General features: G+C 64.4%; 14 protein-coding genes. 8 read left to right on the forward strand and 6 right to left on the reverse strand.

Going from position 1 to position 16,080, the window contains the following annotated elements; genetic code table 11:
- Positions 1-370: 370 nt before the first annotated feature.
- From J2X19_RS02160 to J2X19_RS02180, 5 genes are read left to right on the forward strand one after another with little or no spacing between them, the layout of a single operon-like run.
- Positions 371-1,309: an ABC transporter permease gene (locus tag J2X19_RS02160; protein WP_310370215.1), complete on the forward strand. Its 939-nt coding sequence runs from the start codon at positions 371-373 to the stop codon at positions 1,307-1,309.
- Positions 1,306-2,151 carry an ABC transporter permease gene (locus tag J2X19_RS02165; protein ID WP_310370217.1) on the forward strand — a complete coding sequence of 282 codons (846 nt, stop codon included), beginning with the start codon at positions 1,306-1,308 and terminating at the stop codon, positions 2,149-2,151. Before J2X19_RS02160 ends, J2X19_RS02165 begins: the two co-directional genes overlap by 4 nt.
- Positions 2,148-3,137, forward strand: coding sequence for an ABC transporter ATP-binding protein (locus J2X19_RS02170; RefSeq protein WP_310370219.1), 990 nt, complete (start codon positions 2,148-2,150; stop codon positions 3,135-3,137). The genes J2X19_RS02165 and J2X19_RS02170 overlap by 4 nt, the downstream gene beginning before the upstream one ends.
- Positions 3,131-4,144 carry an ABC transporter ATP-binding protein gene (locus tag J2X19_RS02175; RefSeq protein ID WP_310370221.1) on the forward strand — a complete coding sequence of 338 codons (1,014 nt, stop codon included), beginning with the start codon at positions 3,131-3,133 and terminating at the stop codon, positions 4,142-4,144. The genes J2X19_RS02170 and J2X19_RS02175 overlap by 7 nt, the downstream gene beginning before the upstream one ends.
- Positions 4,141-5,655: an ABC transporter substrate-binding protein gene (locus J2X19_RS02180; protein WP_310370222.1), complete on the forward strand. Its 1,515-nt coding sequence runs from the start codon at positions 4,141-4,143 to the stop codon at positions 5,653-5,655. Before J2X19_RS02175 ends, J2X19_RS02180 begins: the two co-directional genes overlap by 4 nt.
- Positions 5,656-5,680: 25 nt before the next feature.
- Here the strand turns inward: J2X19_RS02180 and J2X19_RS02185 are convergent, their stop codons facing one another.
- The 5 genes from J2X19_RS02185 to J2X19_RS02205 all read right to left on the reverse strand — a co-directional run bounded on the left by J2X19_RS02185 (position 5,681) and on the right by J2X19_RS02205 (position 11,512).
- Positions 5,681-6,862 carry a DUF1501 domain-containing protein gene (locus J2X19_RS02185; RefSeq protein ID WP_310370224.1) on the reverse strand — a complete coding sequence of 394 codons (1,182 nt, stop codon included), beginning with the start codon at positions 6,860-6,862 and terminating at the stop codon, positions 5,681-5,683.
- 10 nt (positions 6,863-6,872) lie between these two features.
- Entirely contained in the window at positions 6,873-8,429 is a 1,557-nt protein-coding gene (locus tag J2X19_RS02190) for a DUF1800 domain-containing protein (RefSeq protein ID WP_310370226.1), read from the reverse strand.
- 87 nt (positions 8,430-8,516) lie between these two features.
- A complete protein-coding gene (locus J2X19_RS02195; protein ID WP_310370228.1) occupies positions 8,517-9,374 on the reverse strand; it encodes a sulfurtransferase in 858 nt (285 codons plus the stop codon).
- Positions 9,375-9,384: 10 nt separating this feature from the next.
- Complete coding sequence (locus J2X19_RS02200; RefSeq protein WP_310370230.1) at positions 9,385-10,296, reverse strand: DMT family transporter; 912 nt, start codon at positions 10,294-10,296, stop codon at positions 9,385-9,387.
- 73 nt (positions 10,297-10,369) lie between these two features.
- Complete coding sequence (locus J2X19_RS02205) at positions 10,370-11,512, reverse strand: aromatic ring-hydroxylating oxygenase subunit alpha (RefSeq protein ID WP_310370232.1); 1,143 nt, start codon at positions 11,510-11,512, stop codon at positions 10,370-10,372.
- A gap of 218 nt (positions 11,513-11,730) precedes the next feature.
- On the opposite strand from J2X19_RS02205, the gene J2X19_RS02210 reads away from it, so the two are divergent.
- Genes J2X19_RS02210 through dxs form a run of 3 tightly spaced genes read left to right on the forward strand, consistent with a single transcriptional unit; the run spans position 11,731 to position 14,868 of the window.
- Positions 11,731-11,985 (forward strand): exodeoxyribonuclease VII small subunit, encoded by a 255-nt coding sequence (locus J2X19_RS02210; RefSeq protein ID WP_310370234.1) that lies wholly within the window; start codon positions 11,731-11,733, stop codon positions 11,983-11,985.
- Positions 11,982-12,935 carry a polyprenyl synthetase family protein gene (locus J2X19_RS02215; RefSeq protein ID WP_310370236.1) on the forward strand — a complete coding sequence of 318 codons (954 nt, stop codon included), beginning with the start codon at positions 11,982-11,984 and terminating at the stop codon, positions 12,933-12,935. The genes J2X19_RS02210 and J2X19_RS02215 overlap by 4 nt, the downstream gene beginning before the upstream one ends.
- Positions 12,936-12,960: 25 nt before the next feature.
- Entirely contained in the window at positions 12,961-14,868 is a 1,908-nt protein-coding gene (dxs, locus tag J2X19_RS02220) for a 1-deoxy-D-xylulose-5-phosphate synthase (RefSeq protein ID WP_310370238.1), read from the forward strand.
- 6 nt (positions 14,869-14,874) lie between these two features.
- Here dxs and J2X19_RS02225 read toward each other — a convergent pair whose 3' ends face one another.
- Entirely contained in the window at positions 14,875-16,080 is a 1,206-nt protein-coding gene (locus tag J2X19_RS02225; RefSeq protein ID WP_310370240.1) for an acyl-CoA dehydrogenase family protein, read from the reverse strand.

Below are 16,080 nucleotides of genomic sequence, written 5' to 3' on the forward strand. Positions count from 1 at the left end.
TTCCAAAACACATCATGGACAACAGTTCTTAAATGGGCGGAGCAAGAGTACTGCTGCCCATGCAATTCAGGTGCCAATCCACGGTGACCGCCCGCTTCATCCAAGCGGAAAACTAGCATTTTTGCTATCTACCCCACGGCACAGGCCGCCAGTACATTGGCTGTAAGTCTGGGGCCGCTGGTGGCCTCTGCGAGCCGGGAGGTGTATGCGTGTGCAGCTAGTCAGGATTCATTTGTGTGATCGCTCTTGGTGCGTTCAGCCTGCGGCTGCAGCGGCCTTGCACCAACAGCATGCATAGCATGCTGGCACGGAACATGACTTCGATAGCGCACCGAGGCTTGGGCCATCTGCTTGCCGCGAAAGAATGAATATGCACCGATATCGTTTTCTATTGTTTCGACCGCTGCAGCTATTGCCCGTGCTATTGGGTATCAGCTTGCTGACTTTTGTGATGGTGCGCAGCATTCCCGGCGACCCCGCCCGCATACTGCTGGGCGTGCGCAGCACACCCGCTGCGCTGGCCCGGGTGAGGGCACAGTTCGGCCTGGATGAGCCCTTGTGGCTGCAATACTTTTACTTCTTGCGCAACCTGCTCAACGGTGAATTGGGCAAATCGATCATTTACCGGGTCGATACCCTGAAGCTGATTTTCTCGCGCATGGAGCCGACCCTGTGGCTCATTGGCGGCAGCGTACTGCTGGCGGTGCTGCTGACCATACCGCTGGCTGCGATCGCCGCGCGCCAACAAGGCAGGCTGGCGGACCACCTGATACGGCTGCTCTCCACGGGCGGGCTGGGATTCCCTGCCTTCTGGCTGGGCATCATGATGATTCTGCTGTTCAGCATCACGCTGGGGTGGTTTCCGGTATCCGGTTATGGCGATACCTGGCTGGAGCAACTGCACCACATGGTGCTGCCGTGCCTGACGGTGGCGCTGGCATTGGCTGCGGTGCTGATCCGCAACCTGCGGGCCAGCCTGATCGCGGAAATGGGCAGCGACTACGCCACGGCGGCGCGGGCCCGAGGGCAGCCTGTGTCGCGCATTTTCTGGCGCCACGCCATGCCCAATTCTTTGGTGCCCACCATCAACCTGCTGGCAGTCAATGTCGGATGGTTGATCGGCAGCACCGTGGTGATCGAGAGCGTGTTTGCCATTCCCGGCATGGGGCAGTTGCTGGTCAAGGCCATCTTCAGCCGCGACTACATGGTGGTGCAAGGTGTCGTATTGGTGTTCGCGCTGGCCACCGTGCTGGTGAATTTGCTGGCCGACCTGGCCACTGTTTCGCTCGATCCACGGGTCAAGCTATGAGTACGAAAAATGCACTGCAGGGTGTTGGCCGGCGCTGGCTGCCGCGCCAGAATACCTTGGTTTTTGGGGCTGCCATCATCGTGTTGTGGCTGTTGTTGGCCGTTTTTGCGCCATGGATTGCCCCCTTTGACCCCGTCGCGCTGGACCCCGCCGCCAGCCTGCTGGCGCCAGGGGGCAACTATCTCTTCGGTACCGACAACTTTGGCCGCGACATCTTTTCCCGGGTGGTCTGGGGTGCGCGGGTCGACCTGCAGATGTGCGTGGTCGGTGTCATCTTTCCCTTCATGCTGGGAACCACACTCGGCGCGTTTTCGGGATATGTGGGCGGCGCCGTGGATGCCTTGGTGATGCGCTGTATCGACATCGTTCTGGCATTCCCTTTTTTGGTGCTGATGCTTGCCATCATCGCCATTCTGGGCCCGGGATTGATCAGTTTTTATATTGCGATGGCATTGGTGGGCTGGGTGTCTTATGCGCGTCTGGTGCGCTCCCAGGTGTTGATGCTGAAGCACCAGGACTTCATTCTGGCCGCGCGCAGCCTGGGCTACGGCCATCTGCGGATTCTGTTTGTCCATCTGTTGCCCAACGCGCTGGCCAGTGCACTGGTTTTTTCCATGTCCGACTGCGTGCTGGTGCTGTTGAGCGGTGCAGCCGTCAGCTATCTCGGCCTGGGCGTGCAGCCGCCCACGGCCGAGTGGGGCGTGATGGTGGCCGAGGGGCAAAGTTTCATTACCACGGCCTGGTGGATCACGGCTTTCCCTGGATTGGCGATTGTGGTGCTGGCCTTGGGCTTCAGCCTGCTGGCCGACGGCATTGGCGAAAAACTGGGAGAGCGCGCATGACGCTGCTGCAGGTTTCCCATCTCAGTGTCGCCAATCGGCAAGGCATTGCTCTGGTCGACGACGTTTCTTTCAGCCTGAACGCAGGCGAGATGCTCGGATTGGTGGGCGAAAGTGGCTCCGGGAAGACTGTGAGTTGCCGCGCCTTGATGCGCCTGCTCCCACCGGATGCCCTGCGGATTGCGGGTGGGGAAGTTCTGCTGCAGGGGCAGAACATTCTGGCCATGACCGAACGCCAGATGGCGAAGATACGTGGGCGTGAGATCGGGATGATTTTTCAAAATCCTTCCAGTCATCTGAACCCGATCATGAGCATCGGTGCGCAGATCGCGGAAAGTCGGCGCCTGCATTTTGGAGCGAGTGCGCGCCAGGCGATGGCCGACGCCGTAGAGCTATTGCGCAAGGTGGGCATCCCCGATCCTGCGCAGCGGGTGAAGAGCTACCCGCACGAGTTCTCGGGCGGCATGCGCCAGCGCGCAATGATTGCGGTAGCGCTCGCGCCAGAGCCCAAGCTGCTGATTGCGGATGAGCCCACCACTGCGCTGGATGTCACGGTGCAGCTGCAAATCCTGCGTTTGCTGATGGAATTGCGCGACACACTGGGTGTTGCCATCGTGATGATCACCCACGACCTGGGTGTGGTGGCCCAAACCTGCGACCGTATCGCCGTGATGTACGGCGGGCGCTTGTGCGAGACCGGCGGCAAACACCAGGTGCTGGCGGGCGCGCTCCACCCCTACACGCAAGGCTTGATTGACTGCCAGCCCGCCAGCGAAGGGGGGCGCGGCCGGCTCGTCACCATCGATGGCCAACCACCCGTGGCAGAACACTTTCCGGCAGGTTGTCGTTTTCATCCACGCTGCCAGCGCGCCACGCAAAACTGCCAGGCACAACAGCCCACCATACGCACCACACCCACGGACGCCACGCACCTCGCCGCCTGCCACCATCCTCTAGGCCATTTGCACACACCGGAGGCGCCATGCTGAATGCCCAATGGCCTCTGTTGGAAGTTGATGCGCTGTCGGTCAAGTTCCCGGTCGCGGGTGCGCTCTTTGGGGCGAAGCGTTGGCTGCACGCGCTGAGCGACGTGCATCTGCAACTGCGCAAGGGGGAAATTCTCGGTTTGGTGGGCGAGTCCGGCAGTGGCAAAAGCACACTGGGGCGCGCCATCATCCTGCCGCAGGAGAACATCAGCGGCGGCTGCATCCGCTTTGAGGGGCGGCCCATCACCGGTGGTTTGAAAAGCGATATGGCGCGCATGCGCCAGCAAATGGCGATGGTTTTTCAGGACCCTTTTGCCTCGCTCAATCCCAGGCAGACCATTGGCGAAAGCATTGCAGAAGTGCTGCGCGTCCACCGCAAGGTGCCCAAAGACCGCATACCCGCGCGGGTGGACGAGCTATTGGCCGAGGTTGGCTTACGCCCCGAGCATGGCAAGCGCCGCCCGCACGCGCTCAGCGGCGGCCAGTGCCAACGTGCCGGCATTGCCAGGGCCTTGGCCATTGAACCCCAACTGATTGTTGCGGACGAATGCGTGTCGGCGCTGGACGTGTCGATCCAGGGTCAGATCATCAATTTGCTGATGAGCCTGCGTGAAAAAAAGGGTTTGACGATTCTGTTCATCGCCCATGACCTCGCGATCGTGCGCCGCCTGTGCGACCGCGTTGCGGTGATGTACCTGGGCCGCATCGTGGAAGAAGGGCCGGTAGAAGCCGTGTTCAGCCAGCCGCGCCACCCTTACACCGCGGGGTTGATTGCGGCGATCCCTGAAATTGACCCCCACAAAACCCTGGCTGGCAGTGCCTTGGTGGGCGAGCCACCGAGCCCGATTGCGCGGCCTGCGGGATGCGCTTTCCACCCCCGCTGTCCGGTAGCCCAGGTGCAATGCCGCAGTGGGAATGCCCCCGAAACCCGGCATTTTGCCGACCATGGCTACGCCTGCGTCCTGGATCGCAGTGGTGGCGAGTTCGTTAACCAAGGAGTTGTGAAATGAAACTAAGACTGACTAAGACGGCCGCTGTGGGCCTGCTATTGCTGGCTTGCTTGGCCAACGAGGCTGCGCAGGCAGCGGGCGTGTTGAGCATTGGCCGGCGTGAAGACAGCACCACCTTTGACCCGATCAAGTCGGCCCAGAACGCCGACAACTGGGTGTTCTCCAACGTTTTCGATCCCTTGGTGCGGGTGGATAAAACCGGCACCAAGCTGGAGCCCGGTGTGGCCGAGAGCTGGACGGTCTCGCCAGACGGCAAGGTCTACACCCTCAAAATCCGCAACGCCAAGTTCTCCGATGGCACACCCGTGACGGCTGGCGACGCCGCCTTCAGCCTGCTGCGCATCCGTGACAACGAGGGCTCGCTCTGGCGCGACTCCTACAGCATCATCGACACCGCCAAAGCGCCAGATGCCCACACCCTGGTCATCACCCTGAAGTCGCCTTCCGCGCCGTTCTTGTCGCAGCTGGCCTTGCCGAATGCGTCCGTGGTTTCAGAGAAAGCCATGAAGGCGGCAGGAGAGGAGAAGTTTGCGGAAAGTCCCGTCGGCTCTGGCGCCTTCAGCGTCAAGAAATGGACCCGTGGTGAAAAAATCGCCTTGGTCAAAAACCCGTATTTCTGGCAGGCCGACAAGGTCAAACTGGACGGCGTGGATTGGCTCACTATCCCCGATGACAACACCCGCATGCTGAAGGTCCAGGCGGGTGAACTGGACGCAGCATTGAGCGTGCCGTTTTCGCGGATTGCATCCCTGCAGAAAGATGCGAATTTGAAAGTGGCGCTGGACGTATCCACCCGCGAAGACCACCTGTTGATCAACCATTCGCATGGCGCGCTGGGCAAGGTTGCGGTGCGGCAAGCGTTGGACATGGCGATCGACAAAGACACCATCGTCAAGACGGTCTCGTTTGGTTATGGCCAGGTTGCCAACTCCTATATTCCCAAAGGCGCGCTCTTCCACTATGCCGACAACCTGCGCCGCCCCTACGACCCCGACAAAGCCCGAAAAATGCTGGCTGATGCGGGTGCTACCAATCTGAACCTGAAATACATCGTCAATGCAGGCGACGAGGTGGACGAGCAGATCGCCGTGCTGTTACAGCAGCAGTTGTCCAAAGTGGGCGTGAAGATCAATCTGCAAAAGGTGGACCCCAGCCAAAGCTGGGACATGCTGGTGGCCGGTGACTACGACATCTCGGTGATGTACTGGACCAATGACATTCTCGACCCCGACCAGAAAACGACTTTCACGCTGGGCCATGACTCCAACCTGAACTACATGACGCGCTACCAGAACGACAAGGTGAAAGCCCTGGTGGCAGCCGCGCGTCTGGAAATGAATGCCAAGAAGCGCGAGCAGATGTACATCGATTTGCAGAAGATGGCCAAAGCCGATGTGAACTGGATCGACCTGTACTACAGCCCTTACCGCAACGTCAGCCGTAAAAACATCACTGGCTTCTACCAAAATCCGCTGGGCCGCTTCTTCCTGGAAGATACCGTGAAGAAGTGACTTTCGATGGCACCCGGCTGCTGGCTCACACCAGCCGGATGTCTATCGGCTTCACGCCCGCAAACACCTGCTCCAGCTGTTTGCTGTTCAAGCCAAACTGCCGCGCAAACAGGCCACCCATCACCGCACGGTATTCGTTGAGCACCGGGTAGTCGCGGTTCTGGAACAGGCTGGCTTGCTCCACCTTCTGCTGCTCGCCGGCGATCTTGCCACCGTGCAGTCCACCGCCCAGCACCCAGTAGACTGAGCCGTGGCCGTGGTCGGTGCCGCGGTTGCCGTTCTGCCGGAAGGTGCGGCCGAACTCGCTGGCCACCACCACCGTGGTGTTGCGCCAGGCCGGGCCCATCTCCTGCGCAAAAGTGGCCAGGCCGCGGCCCAGCTCTTCCAGACGCGAGGCCAGGTAGCCGCTGGCACCGCCCTGGTTCACATGCGTGTCCCAGCCGCCCACGTCGACAAAGCCCAGGTTGTAGCGCTCCTTCATCAGCCGGGCGATGCGCTGGGCCTCCAGCTCGAAGCCCTTGGCGTTGATGGCGCCGCGGCTGGCGGCCATCATTTCGCTGCTGAGTTCGCGGGCCACCTCGTCGCGCACCGCAAAGCCGTCGGTGACGCGGCTGGACAGCTCGGTTCCTTTGTACATGGCGGCGATGATGGCCGTCTGGCGCGGGTCTACCGCGGGCTTGGCCAGCGACTTGAGGGCGGTGTTGGGCACTTGCACACTGCCTTGCATCACCAGCGGCAGGCTGTCGGTAAAGGCCATGGGCTCGGCGCCGTTGATCACCGACGCCAGCCGGTTCATGAAGCCGGAGCGGTAGTTCTTCGGGCCGGTAAGCGGCTGGCCGAGCTCGATGCTGTCCTGGGTTTCGAAGTGGCTGCGCGATACGTCGTCGGTGCCGGCGAACGGGATGAAGCTGGCCTCGCCCTTCTGGAACAGTGGATACACCGTGTCGCGCAGCGCCGGGTGCAGACCCCAGTCGGCGTTCAGCGCGATGGCGCTGTTCAGGTCGGCACCCGGACGGGGCACGGCGATGTCGGGGCGGGACGCGTAGTAGAAGTCACTGGAGGTCGGCACCAGCAGGTTCGCCGCGTCGTAAGCCCCGCGCAGAAAGACGAACAGCAGGCGCGACTGCGCGGCGGGCGCGGCAAACAACTGCCCGGCATTCAGCAAGGGCAGGGCGGTGAGCGATTGGAGTAGGTGGCGGCGTTGCATGGGGTCTCCTTTACCTGTGCATCAACTCAGGCGACGACAGCAGGAAGCTGTTCCACTCCTGCGGCGAGGTGGCCTGGGCCAGCGCGGTCTGGGTGTTCGGGCCCAGGGTCTGGGCCACGGCGCGGTAGTAGAGCGCGGTGGCCAGCTGCGGAAATGCCGGCTGCTCCATGGGCTGCGGGCCCTCGGTCTTGAACAGGCCGGCGTTGCCCGAGCCTATGGCCTTGGCGATCTCGAAGCGAGTGGCCATCTGGCCAGGGCTGGACCAAGCTGCGGTGTCCAGCGCATAGCCGTCGGGCGTTTGCCGGCCGTACAGCGGCTGGCCCATGCGGTTCAGCCAGGTGAGCATGGGGCCGACGTTGAGGATGGGCTTGTCGTCATACGCCAGCCGCACGGCCGACACCACGTAGTGGATCGGGTCCTTGAACTTCTGCCCCGCACCCTGCGCGTACTCAGACGAGGACAGCAGGGTTTGCAGGGTGACCGCGATGTCGCCGTCGCTGCGCAGAAAGCTTTGCGCCATGCGCTCCACCAATGCGGGTGGCGGCGTATCGCTCAGCCAGTACTGCGCGAGCTTGCGGCTGATGAAGTGCGCGGTGGCCGGGTGGCGGGCCAGGCGGTCCAGCGCCTCGTCCAGCTCGGCCAGGCCGCGGGCCTTGATCGGTTGGCCGAGCAAGGTCTTGGCGCCGTAGTCGTGCCGGTTCGGGTTGAACTCGAACAGGCCTTGGCGCACATAGTCGGCCTGCAGCTCCTTGCGCACCTTGGGGGTCTCGCTGCCCAGGTTCACGCCCACGCCGGTCAGCACGCGGGCCATTTCCTGCACGTCCTGCTGGGTGTAGCCAGCGCCCACGCCCAGGGTGTGCAGCTCCATCAGCTCGCGCGCGTAGTTTTCGTTGATGCGGTTCGCGGCGTTCTGCTCGTTGTCCAGGTAGCGCAGCATGGCCGGGTGGTGGGCCACGGCACCCAGCAGGTCGCGGAATTTGCCCAAGGCGTAGGGGCGCAGGGCGGTGTCCTCGTAGTCACCCACCATCGCGCGCAGGTTGGCCTTGTACATGTGGACGTTGAAGTGGTTCAGCCAGAACCAGGTCATTTGCTCCTGCACCTGGTTCGGCGAGTACAGCGCGCGCAGCAGGTGCCGGGTGGCGGCCTCGCGGGCCAGGCGGTTCATTTCCTGCTGGTAGGCCTGCTGGGCGGTTTTTTTGTCTTCGTCTTTGTCGAAGGTGGCGTTGGCAGCCTTGTTGCGCTGCTCCATGTCGGGCGCCAGCTGGTCCAGCGGGCGCTGGCTGATGGTCATGGCGGCGATTTGCTGCTGTACCGATGGCGGCAGGACGGCGGCTTGGGGATGCAGCTGCTGGGCCAGGTAGTCGGGCAGGCCGTGGGATTCGGCCTGGTCCACCGCCGCCAGATTGGCACCCCAGGTCAGGCGGTTGGTGAGCTTGTAGGCCTCCACCGGGGCCGGCCGCGCGCTGTTGCTGGCGACTGGCTTCGCAGGCCCCGGGTTGGCGCAGGCGCCCAGTAGCAGGCTGAGCACGAGTGCGGGCGGAGCCCAACGGATTGGCGGATTTCCCATGGCGAGACTCCTGTTGTGTGGCACACAGAGTGTGCAACGCCTGCCCAGCCTTTGCCGATGACCGGCTTTACTTTGCTTAGCCTTTGGCTACCCTTTTGCCACGGGCCGCGACGGATCGCTGCACCAGTCGCTCCAGCTGCCGGCATACAGGCCGGTAGTGCCGAGGCCGGCGATTTCCATGGCGATCAGGTTCGGGTTGGCGCTGACGCCGCTGCCGCAGTGGTGGACCACGCTGGCCGGGTCGCGGTTGCCCAGCAGGGCTTCGAACTCGGCGCGCAGCTGGGCCGCGGGCTTGAATTTGCCGTCCGGGCCCAGGTTCTGGCTGAACGGGCGGTTCAGCGCGCCGGGGATGTGGCCGGCTACCGGGTCCAGCGGCTCGACCTCGCCCTTGAAGCGCGGGGTGGCGCGGGCGTCGATGATGGTCTGGGTCGGGCGGCCCAGGTTGTCTGCTACGGTTTCTGTAGCTACCAGCGCAGCCAGGGATTGCGCAGGAACGAAGTTTGTTGTGAATTTGGAGGGCTCGGTGCCGGTGTTGACCGCGCCGCTGGCGGCTTGCCAGGCCTGCAGCCCGCCGTCGAGTACCGCCACGGCCGCATGGCCGGCCCACTTCAGCATCCACCACAGGCGGCCCGCGTAGTTAACGCCGTTGCGGTCGTAGACCACGGCCTGCATGTCGTTGGAGAAGCCCACGCTGGACAGCCAGGTGGCAAAGGCTTCCATCAGCGGCAGCGGGTGGCGGCCACCGGATTCGGCCGCGCTGCCGTGCAGCGCACTGAGGTTGTCGTTCAAATGCGCGTACACCGCACCGGGGATGTGGGCGGCGCGGTACTGCTGTTCGCCCGCGTCGGGCTGCACCAGGTCAAAGCTGCAGTCGAACACCATGTAGGGCTGGCCGCTGTGTTCCAGAGCCTGCAGTTGCTCTACCGAAATGAGGGTGGTGTACATAGTCGTCCTTTCAATGTTCTTCGGCCGGGGCGTTGGGGGCGGCGCGCGAGCGCAGCACGGTGGCGGCGATGCCGCTGGCCGTGATCAGCGCCATGCCGGCCCAGCCCATGGCGGTGATGCGGTCGCCAAACAGCACCAGGCTGTAGATGGCTGCAAATACGATACCCGAATACTGCAGGCTGGCCACGGTGAGCATCGCGCCCTCGGTCTTGGCACCCGAGTAGGCGCGCGTCATGAACAGCTGGCCCAGGGCGGCCAGCAGGCCAATCGGCAGCAGCCAGGCCGCGGCCATCCAGTCCCAGTCCGATTGCAGGCCGACCACCAGCATGCCCACACCCCCGGCCACGGCCGAACCCACGGCAAAGTAGAACACGGTGCGCGCCTCGGGCTCGCCGATGCGCGACAAGGCCATCACCTGCATATAGGCAAAGGCTGCGCCCAGGCCCGACAGCAGGCCGATCAGGCCGGCAAACATCTCGTTCTGGTCCAGGCTGGGGCGCAGCACCATGATTACGCCGACAAAGCCGGCCATCACCGTCAGCACCAGCGGGCCTTGCTGCAGCGGGGTGGCGCCGCTGCCCGGGCGCCAGGCCAGCAGCGCACCGCCGACCAGGAAGGCGGCGATCCACACGCTGCTCATGTAGTTCAGCGTCATGGCCGTGGCCAGCGGCAGGTGGGCGATCGCATAGAACCAGGCACCTAGCGAGGCCACGCCGATGGTGCTGCGCCAGGCGTGCATGCCGGGGTAGCGGGTCTTGAGGCTGACGCCCTGGGCGCGCGCCAGGGTGGCCAGGAAGGCCATGCCGATCAGGCCCCGGTAGAACACCAGCTCGGCCGAGTTGAAGTCGGCGGAGGCGATCTTCACGCAGACCCCCATGCTGGCAAACACAAAGGCCGCTAACACCATCCAAAGTGCCTGCATGGGCGCGCTTTCTAGAAATTTATGAAAAATAGGCCGCTAGCGCAGGCACTCACCGCGCAAGCAGCTATGGAAGTTATAGCGTAGAAGCGTCCATTGCGCGCCGGTACCACTCGTGGAAGTGCTGCATGCCGTCTTCCATCGGGCTTTGGTAGGGGCCGACCTCGTTGTCGCCGCGCTGCAGCAAGGCCTTGCGGCCGGCGTCCATGCGCAGGGCGATCTCGTCGTCTTCCACGCAGGTCTCCATGTAGGCGGCCTGCTGGGCCTCGACGAAGTCGCGCTCGAAAGCGGCGATTTCTTCCGGGTAGTAGAACTCCACCATGTTCAACGTCTTCTGCGGGCCGATGGGGTGCAGGGTCGACACGGTGAGCACATGCGGATACCACTCGACCATCACGTTCGGGTAGTAGGTCAGCCAGATCGCGCCGTGCTTGGGGGCCGCGCCCTGGTTGTAAGCTTTCAGGGCATCCTGCCAGCGTTGGTAGGCCGGGCTGCCGGCCGCGCCCAGGCGCTGGGCCAGGCCGACGGTCTGTACCGAATACTGGTCCTTGAACTCCCATTGCAGGTCGTCGCAGGTGACAAAGCCGCCCAGGCCTGGGTGGAACGGGCCCACGTGGTAGTCCTCCAGATAGACCTCGATGAAGGTCTTCCAGTTGTAGTCGCACTCGTGCAGCTCCACGTGGTCGAGCACGTGGCCGCTGAAGTCCAGGTCGGCGATGGGCCCCATGCCCGCCAGGTCGGCCTTGACGTCCCTGGCGCCTTCGAACAGCAGGCCGTTCCATTCCTGCAGCGGGTACTGGTTCAGGTTCAGACACGGGTCTTGCGCAAAATGCGGCGCGCCCAGCAGGGTGCCGGTGGGGCTGCCATTACCGCCGCTGTAGGTCCAGCGGTGCAGCGGGCAGACGATATTGCCACCCGCGCTGCCTTGCTGGGTGGTGTTCAGCGAACCCCGGCCCTTGAGCATCACCGCCTGGCGGTGCCGGCAGACGTTGGACACCAGCTCCACGCCGCGCGGCGTGCGGGTCAGCACCCGGCCGTCGCCCTCCTGGGGCAGGGCGTAGTAGTCGCCCAGCTCGGGCACGGCCAGTGTGTGGCCGACATAGCGTGGCCCCCGCTGGAAGATAGTGGCGACTTCGCGCTGGAACAGCGCGTCATCAAAATAGCTTGAAACTGGTAGTTGGCTTGCGGCCTGCTGCAGTTGAAGACTTAAATCAGACATGGTTGTCCTGACCTAGAGACTCCCCCTATGAAGGGGCAGGTTAGACGCGAGAAACTCGCGCGGGAAAAGGCTTCGGCAGGGTTGGATGGGCATACCAACCGTTGGCGAAAAGAGGGGTGATTGTAGCTGCCGGGGTGGTTTTGGTCGGCCGGCGGCGCCATATCGGTGCCAGCCCGTAAAATCTACGCTCCCTTTACATTCGATTGACCGCCTCATCCATGCCCAAGGCCGCCGCCAAACCTGATAAGACCGCTTCCACAGAGGCCTTGCCCACCAGCTACGAAGCCGCCCAGATCGAGCTGGAACAGCTGGTCGGTCAGCTTGAATCGGGCCAGTTGCCGCTGGAGCAGCTGCTCAGCGGCTACCAGCGGGGTGCCCAGCTGCTGCAGTTCTGCCGTGACAAGCTGGAGGCGGTGGAACAGCAGATCAAGGTGCTGGACCAAGGCGTGCTCAAACCCTGGACCCAAGAATGACCCCCGCGGTATTTGATTTGCCGCGCTGGAGCGCGACCGAGCTGGCCCGGGTCGAACAGGCGCTGAGCGACTGGGTCGCCGCCGGCGGCGTGGTCGATGCCGAACACCCGGCTCCGGCCGCTTTGCGCGAAGGCATGCGCTACGCGGTGCTGGACGGCGGCAAGCGCCTGCGGCCCTTGCTGGTACTGGCCGCGCGCGAAGCCGTGGCCGCTGGCGAGCCGGCTGCCGCGACCGTGGGGCTGAACGATGCCGCGCTGCGCGCCGCCTGCGCGGTCGAACTGATCCACGCCTATTCCCTGGTGCACGACGATATGCCGTGCATGGACAACGACATCCTGCGCCGCGGCAAGCCCACGGTGCATGTGCAGTTCGGCGAAGCCCAGGCCCTGCTGGCCGGCGACGCCCTGCAGGCTCTGGCGTTCGAACTGCTGACCCCGGCCGACAGCGAGGCTCCGGCCAGTGTGCAGGCCACGCTGTGCCGTTTGCTGGCCCAGGCTGCGGGCTACCAGGGCATGGCCGGTGGCCAGGCCATCGACCTGGCCAGCATCGGCCTGGCGCTGACCGAAGACGAGCTGCGCTGCATGCACCGCCTGAAGACCGGCGCCCTGCTGCAGGGCAGCGTGATGATGGGTGCGGTCTGCACCGCCCGTGTTCTGCCCCAGGCCACCCATACCGCACTGCAAACCTACGGCGCGGCCCTGGGCCTGGCCTTCCAGGTGGTGGACGACATCCTGGATGTGACCGCCGATTCCGCCACCCTGGGCAAAACCGCCGGCAAGGATGCCGCCCAGGACAAACCCACCTACGTTTCGCTGCTCGGCCTCGACCGTTCGCTGGCCTACGCCCAGGAACTGCTGGCCCAGGCGCTGCACGCGCTGGATGCCAGCGACTTACCCAACACCCAGGCGCTGCGCGCGCTGGCAGATATGGTGGTCAACCGGTCTAGCTAGACGGTGGCTGCCTGAAGAAAAAACTATGAACCCTGCGTCTTACCCACTGCTGGAAACCATCAACGAGCCGGCCGATCTGCGCCGCCTGCCGCGTGCCGAGCTGAAGCCGCTGGCCGACGAGCTGCGCGCCTTCGTGATCGACAGCGTGTCCAAAACCGGCGGCCACCTGAGCTCGAACCTGGGCACGGTGGAGTTGACGGTGGCGCTGCACTACGTGTTCAACACCCCCGAAGACCGGCTGGTCTGGGACGTGGGCCACCAGACCTATCCGCACAAGATCCTCACCGGCCGGCGCGAGCGCATGGCTTCGCTGCGCCAGCTGGGCGGTTTGTCGGGCTTCCCGACCCGCTCGGAAAGCCCGTTCGATGCGTTCGGCACCGCGCATTCCAGCACCTCGATCTCCGCCGCCCTGGGCATGGCCATGGCAGCCAAGCAAAAGGGCGACAAGCGCCACAGCGTGGCCATCATCGGCGACGGTGCGATGAGCGCCGGCATGGCCTTCGAGGCGCTGAACAACGCCGGCGTCTGCGACTGCAATCTGCTGGTGATCCTGAACGACAACGACATGAGCATCAGCCCGCCAGTAGGCGCGCTGAACCGCTACCTGGCACAGCTGATGAGTGGGCAGTTCTACGCCGCGGCCAAGAACGTCGGCAAGCAGGTGCTGAAGGGCGCGCCGCCGCTGTTCGAGCTGGCCCGGCGCCTGGAGCAGCATGCCAAGGGCATGGTGGTGCCGGCCACGCTATTCGAGCAGTTCGGTTTCAACTACATCGGCCCTATCGACGGCCACGACCTGGAGTCGCTGATCCCGACGCTGGAAAACATCAAGCACCTGACCGGTCCGCAGTTCCTGCACGTGGTCACCAAGAAGGGCCAGGGCTACAAGCTGGCCGAGGCCGACCCCGTGGCCTACCACGGCCCGGGCAAGTTCGACCCGGCCGTCGGCCTGCAAAAGGCCAGCGGCGCCGGCAAGCCCACCTTCACCCAGGTGTTCGGCAACTGGCTGTGCGACATGGCGGCGCAGGACCAGCGGCTGGTCGGCATTACGCCCGCGATGCGCGAAGGCTCGGGCCTGGTGGAGTTCGAGAAGCGCTACCCCCAGCGCTACTACGACGTAGGCATCGCCGAGCAGCATGCAGTGACCTTTGCCGCCGGCCTGGCCTGCGAAGGCCTGAAGCCGGTGGTGGCGATTTATTCGACCTTTTTGCAGCGCGCCTACGACCAGCTGATCCACGACGTGGCCTTGCAGAATCTGCCGGTGGTGTTCGCGCTGGACCGCGCGGGCCTGGTGGGTGCCGATGGCGCCACCCACGCGGGGGCTTACGACATTCCGTTCCTGCGCTGCATCCCGAACATGGGCGTGGCCTGCCCGGCCGACGAGAACGAATGCCGGCGCCTGCTGAGCAGCGCGTTTGCCCAGCCCAACCCGGTCGCCGTGCGCTACCCGCGGGGCGCAGGGGCCGGTGCGGCCATGGAAGCCGGCCTGCAGCCGCTGCCCTACGGCAAGGGCGAAATCCGCCGCCACAGCAAACAGGCTTCGGGTATCGCCATCCTGGCTTTCGGCACCTTGCTGTACCCGGCGCTGGCCGTGGCCGAGAAGCTGGACGCGACCGTGGTGAACATGCGCTGGGCCAAGCCGCTGGATGTGGACTTGCTGCTGCAAGTCGCCGCCAGCCATGCCGCGCTGGTGACGGTGGAAGACGGAGCCGTGATGGGCGGCGCCGGCAGCGCGGTGCTGGAGGCGCTGCAGGCCGCGGGCATTACCGTGCCGGTGCTGCAACTCGGCCTGTCCGATACCTTTATCGAGCACGGTGACCCGGTCAAGCTGATGGCCATGCAAGGCCTGGACGCCACCGGTATCGAAGCTTCTATAGAAAAACGCTTTCCCGCGCAGGTAAGTACTGCGAAGTCTGCTCTTAAATTGGTAGCGTAGCCAGTTTCAACCGTAGCCGTAAGGGTTGGGTGGCTCTGCCGTAAACAGCCAGCGGCCCATCTCCTTGCTGCGGTAGTCCAGCGGGTCGTGCAGGGTGTGCACCCTCACATTGCGCCAGTAGCGGTCAAAGCCATAGCGGGCCGTCGTGGCCCGCGCGCCCATCAATTCAAAAATCTGCGAGGTGATCTGCAGCGCCGCCCGGGCTGCCGTGGTGCGCGCGGCTGCCACCAGCATGCCGACTTCGCCACGCTGGGTTTCGTTCAGGTCCAGTCCCTGTTCCCAGGCCTGCTGGAACGCTGTGTTGGCTTCTTCGGCCAGCGCCACCGCGGCGCGCAGCGTGGCCCACATCTCGCCGGTGCGCAGCTGCAGCAACGGGTCCTCTACAGACCGGTCCACGCCGGCCATCACCCAGGGCTGGGCCTGGGTCCGCGTGTAGTCGATCGCTTCGATCAGCGCGCCCTGGGCGTTGCCCAGGTAGATCTCGGTCAGGATGGTCTGCCCGATGGTGTTGCGCAGCGTCGCCCGCGGGCTGGAGGCCGCACCGGGCGGGCCCAGCACCTCGTGGTCGGCGGCAAATACCTGGCGGAATTCGACCGTGCCGCTGTCGGTCTGGCGCTGGCCCATATTGTCCCAGTCGGCATTCACCTGGATGCCTGTGCGGCCCGTCGGCAGCACTAGGTAAAGCCGGTCCTTGGGCTCCGGGCCGGTGGCCACCGAGACGTTCAGCACGTCGGAGTCCTGCGCGCCCGAGCAGAAGGCCTTGATGCCGTCCAGCAGCCAGCCGCCCTCGGTACGCGTGACCTGCAGCCGGGTGTCGCGCGCATTCACCGCATTGCCCCAGAACCAGTTCTGGCCCACGGTCGCGCCCAGCCAGCGGTCTTGCTGCGCGGGCGAGCCGAACAGCAGCACGCTGGCCACCTGCAGCTGCTGGAAGCCGAACAGATGGGCGAGTGAGCTATCGGCCTGCGCGAGACGCCGCACCATGCGGAAAATCAACGGCCATGCCGCGCCCTGGCCGCCGAAGGCCTGCGGCACAGCCAAAGTCAGCAGGCCGCTGTCGCGCAGCAGCTGGCGTTCGGCCAGCGCCGTGCCACCGGCCTTGTCGCGCACCGCAGCAGTGGCCGCCAGCGCTGTGGCGACGGACAGAACGGTGGGCGTGAATGCGCCAAAATCTTCCGCGAACAGCGGAGGAAAGTAGGGTGTAGTTGCCAT

The sequence above is a fragment of the Rhodoferax ferrireducens genome, from assembly GCF_031458075.1.
GTDB lineage: Bacteria > Pseudomonadota > Gammaproteobacteria > Burkholderiales > Burkholderiaceae_C > Rhodoferax_B > Rhodoferax_B ferrireducens_A.

Bases quoted from the DNA above. Each gene is read 5' to 3' on its own strand.
- J2X19_RS02170 (WP_310370219.1), top strand. From the start codon at position 2,148: ATGACGCTGCTGCAGGTTTCCCATCTCAGTGTCGCCAATCGGCAAGGC.
- J2X19_RS02215 (WP_310370236.1), top strand. From the start codon at position 11,982: ATGACCCCCGCGGTATTTGATTTGCCGCGCTGGAGCGCGACCGAGCTG.
- J2X19_RS02225 (WP_310370240.1), bottom strand. From the start codon at position 16,080: ATGGCAACTACACCCTACTTTCCTCCGCTGTTCGCGGAAGATTTTGGC.
- dxs (WP_310370238.1), top strand. From the start codon at position 12,961: ATGAACCCTGCGTCTTACCCACTGCTGGAAACCATCAACGAGCCGGCC.
- J2X19_RS02195 (WP_310370228.1), bottom strand. From the start codon at position 9,374: ATGTACACCACCCTCATTTCGGTAGAGCAACTGCAGGCTCTGGAACAC.
- J2X19_RS02180 (WP_310370222.1), top strand. From the start codon at position 4,141: ATGAAACTAAGACTGACTAAGACGGCCGCTGTGGGCCTGCTATTGCTG.
- J2X19_RS02210 (WP_310370234.1), top strand. From the start codon at position 11,731: ATGCCCAAGGCCGCCGCCAAACCTGATAAGACCGCTTCCACAGAGGCC.
- J2X19_RS02190 (WP_310370226.1), bottom strand. From the start codon at position 8,429: ATGGGAAATCCGCCAATCCGTTGGGCTCCGCCCGCACTCGTGCTCAGC.
- J2X19_RS02165 (WP_310370217.1), top strand. From the start codon at position 1,306: ATGAGTACGAAAAATGCACTGCAGGGTGTTGGCCGGCGCTGGCTGCCG.
- J2X19_RS02200 (WP_310370230.1), bottom strand. From the start codon at position 10,296: ATGCAGGCACTTTGGATGGTGTTAGCGGCCTTTGTGTTTGCCAGCATG.
- J2X19_RS02160 (WP_310370215.1), top strand. From the start codon at position 371: ATGCACCGATATCGTTTTCTATTGTTTCGACCGCTGCAGCTATTGCCC.
- J2X19_RS02175 (WP_310370221.1), top strand. From the start codon at position 3,131: ATGCTGAATGCCCAATGGCCTCTGTTGGAAGTTGATGCGCTGTCGGTC.
- J2X19_RS02185 (WP_310370224.1), bottom strand. From the start codon at position 6,862: ATGCAACGCCGCCACCTACTCCAATCGCTCACCGCCCTGCCCTTGCTG.
- J2X19_RS02205 (WP_310370232.1), bottom strand. From the start codon at position 11,512: ATGTCTGATTTAAGTCTTCAACTGCAGCAGGCCGCAAGCCAACTACCA.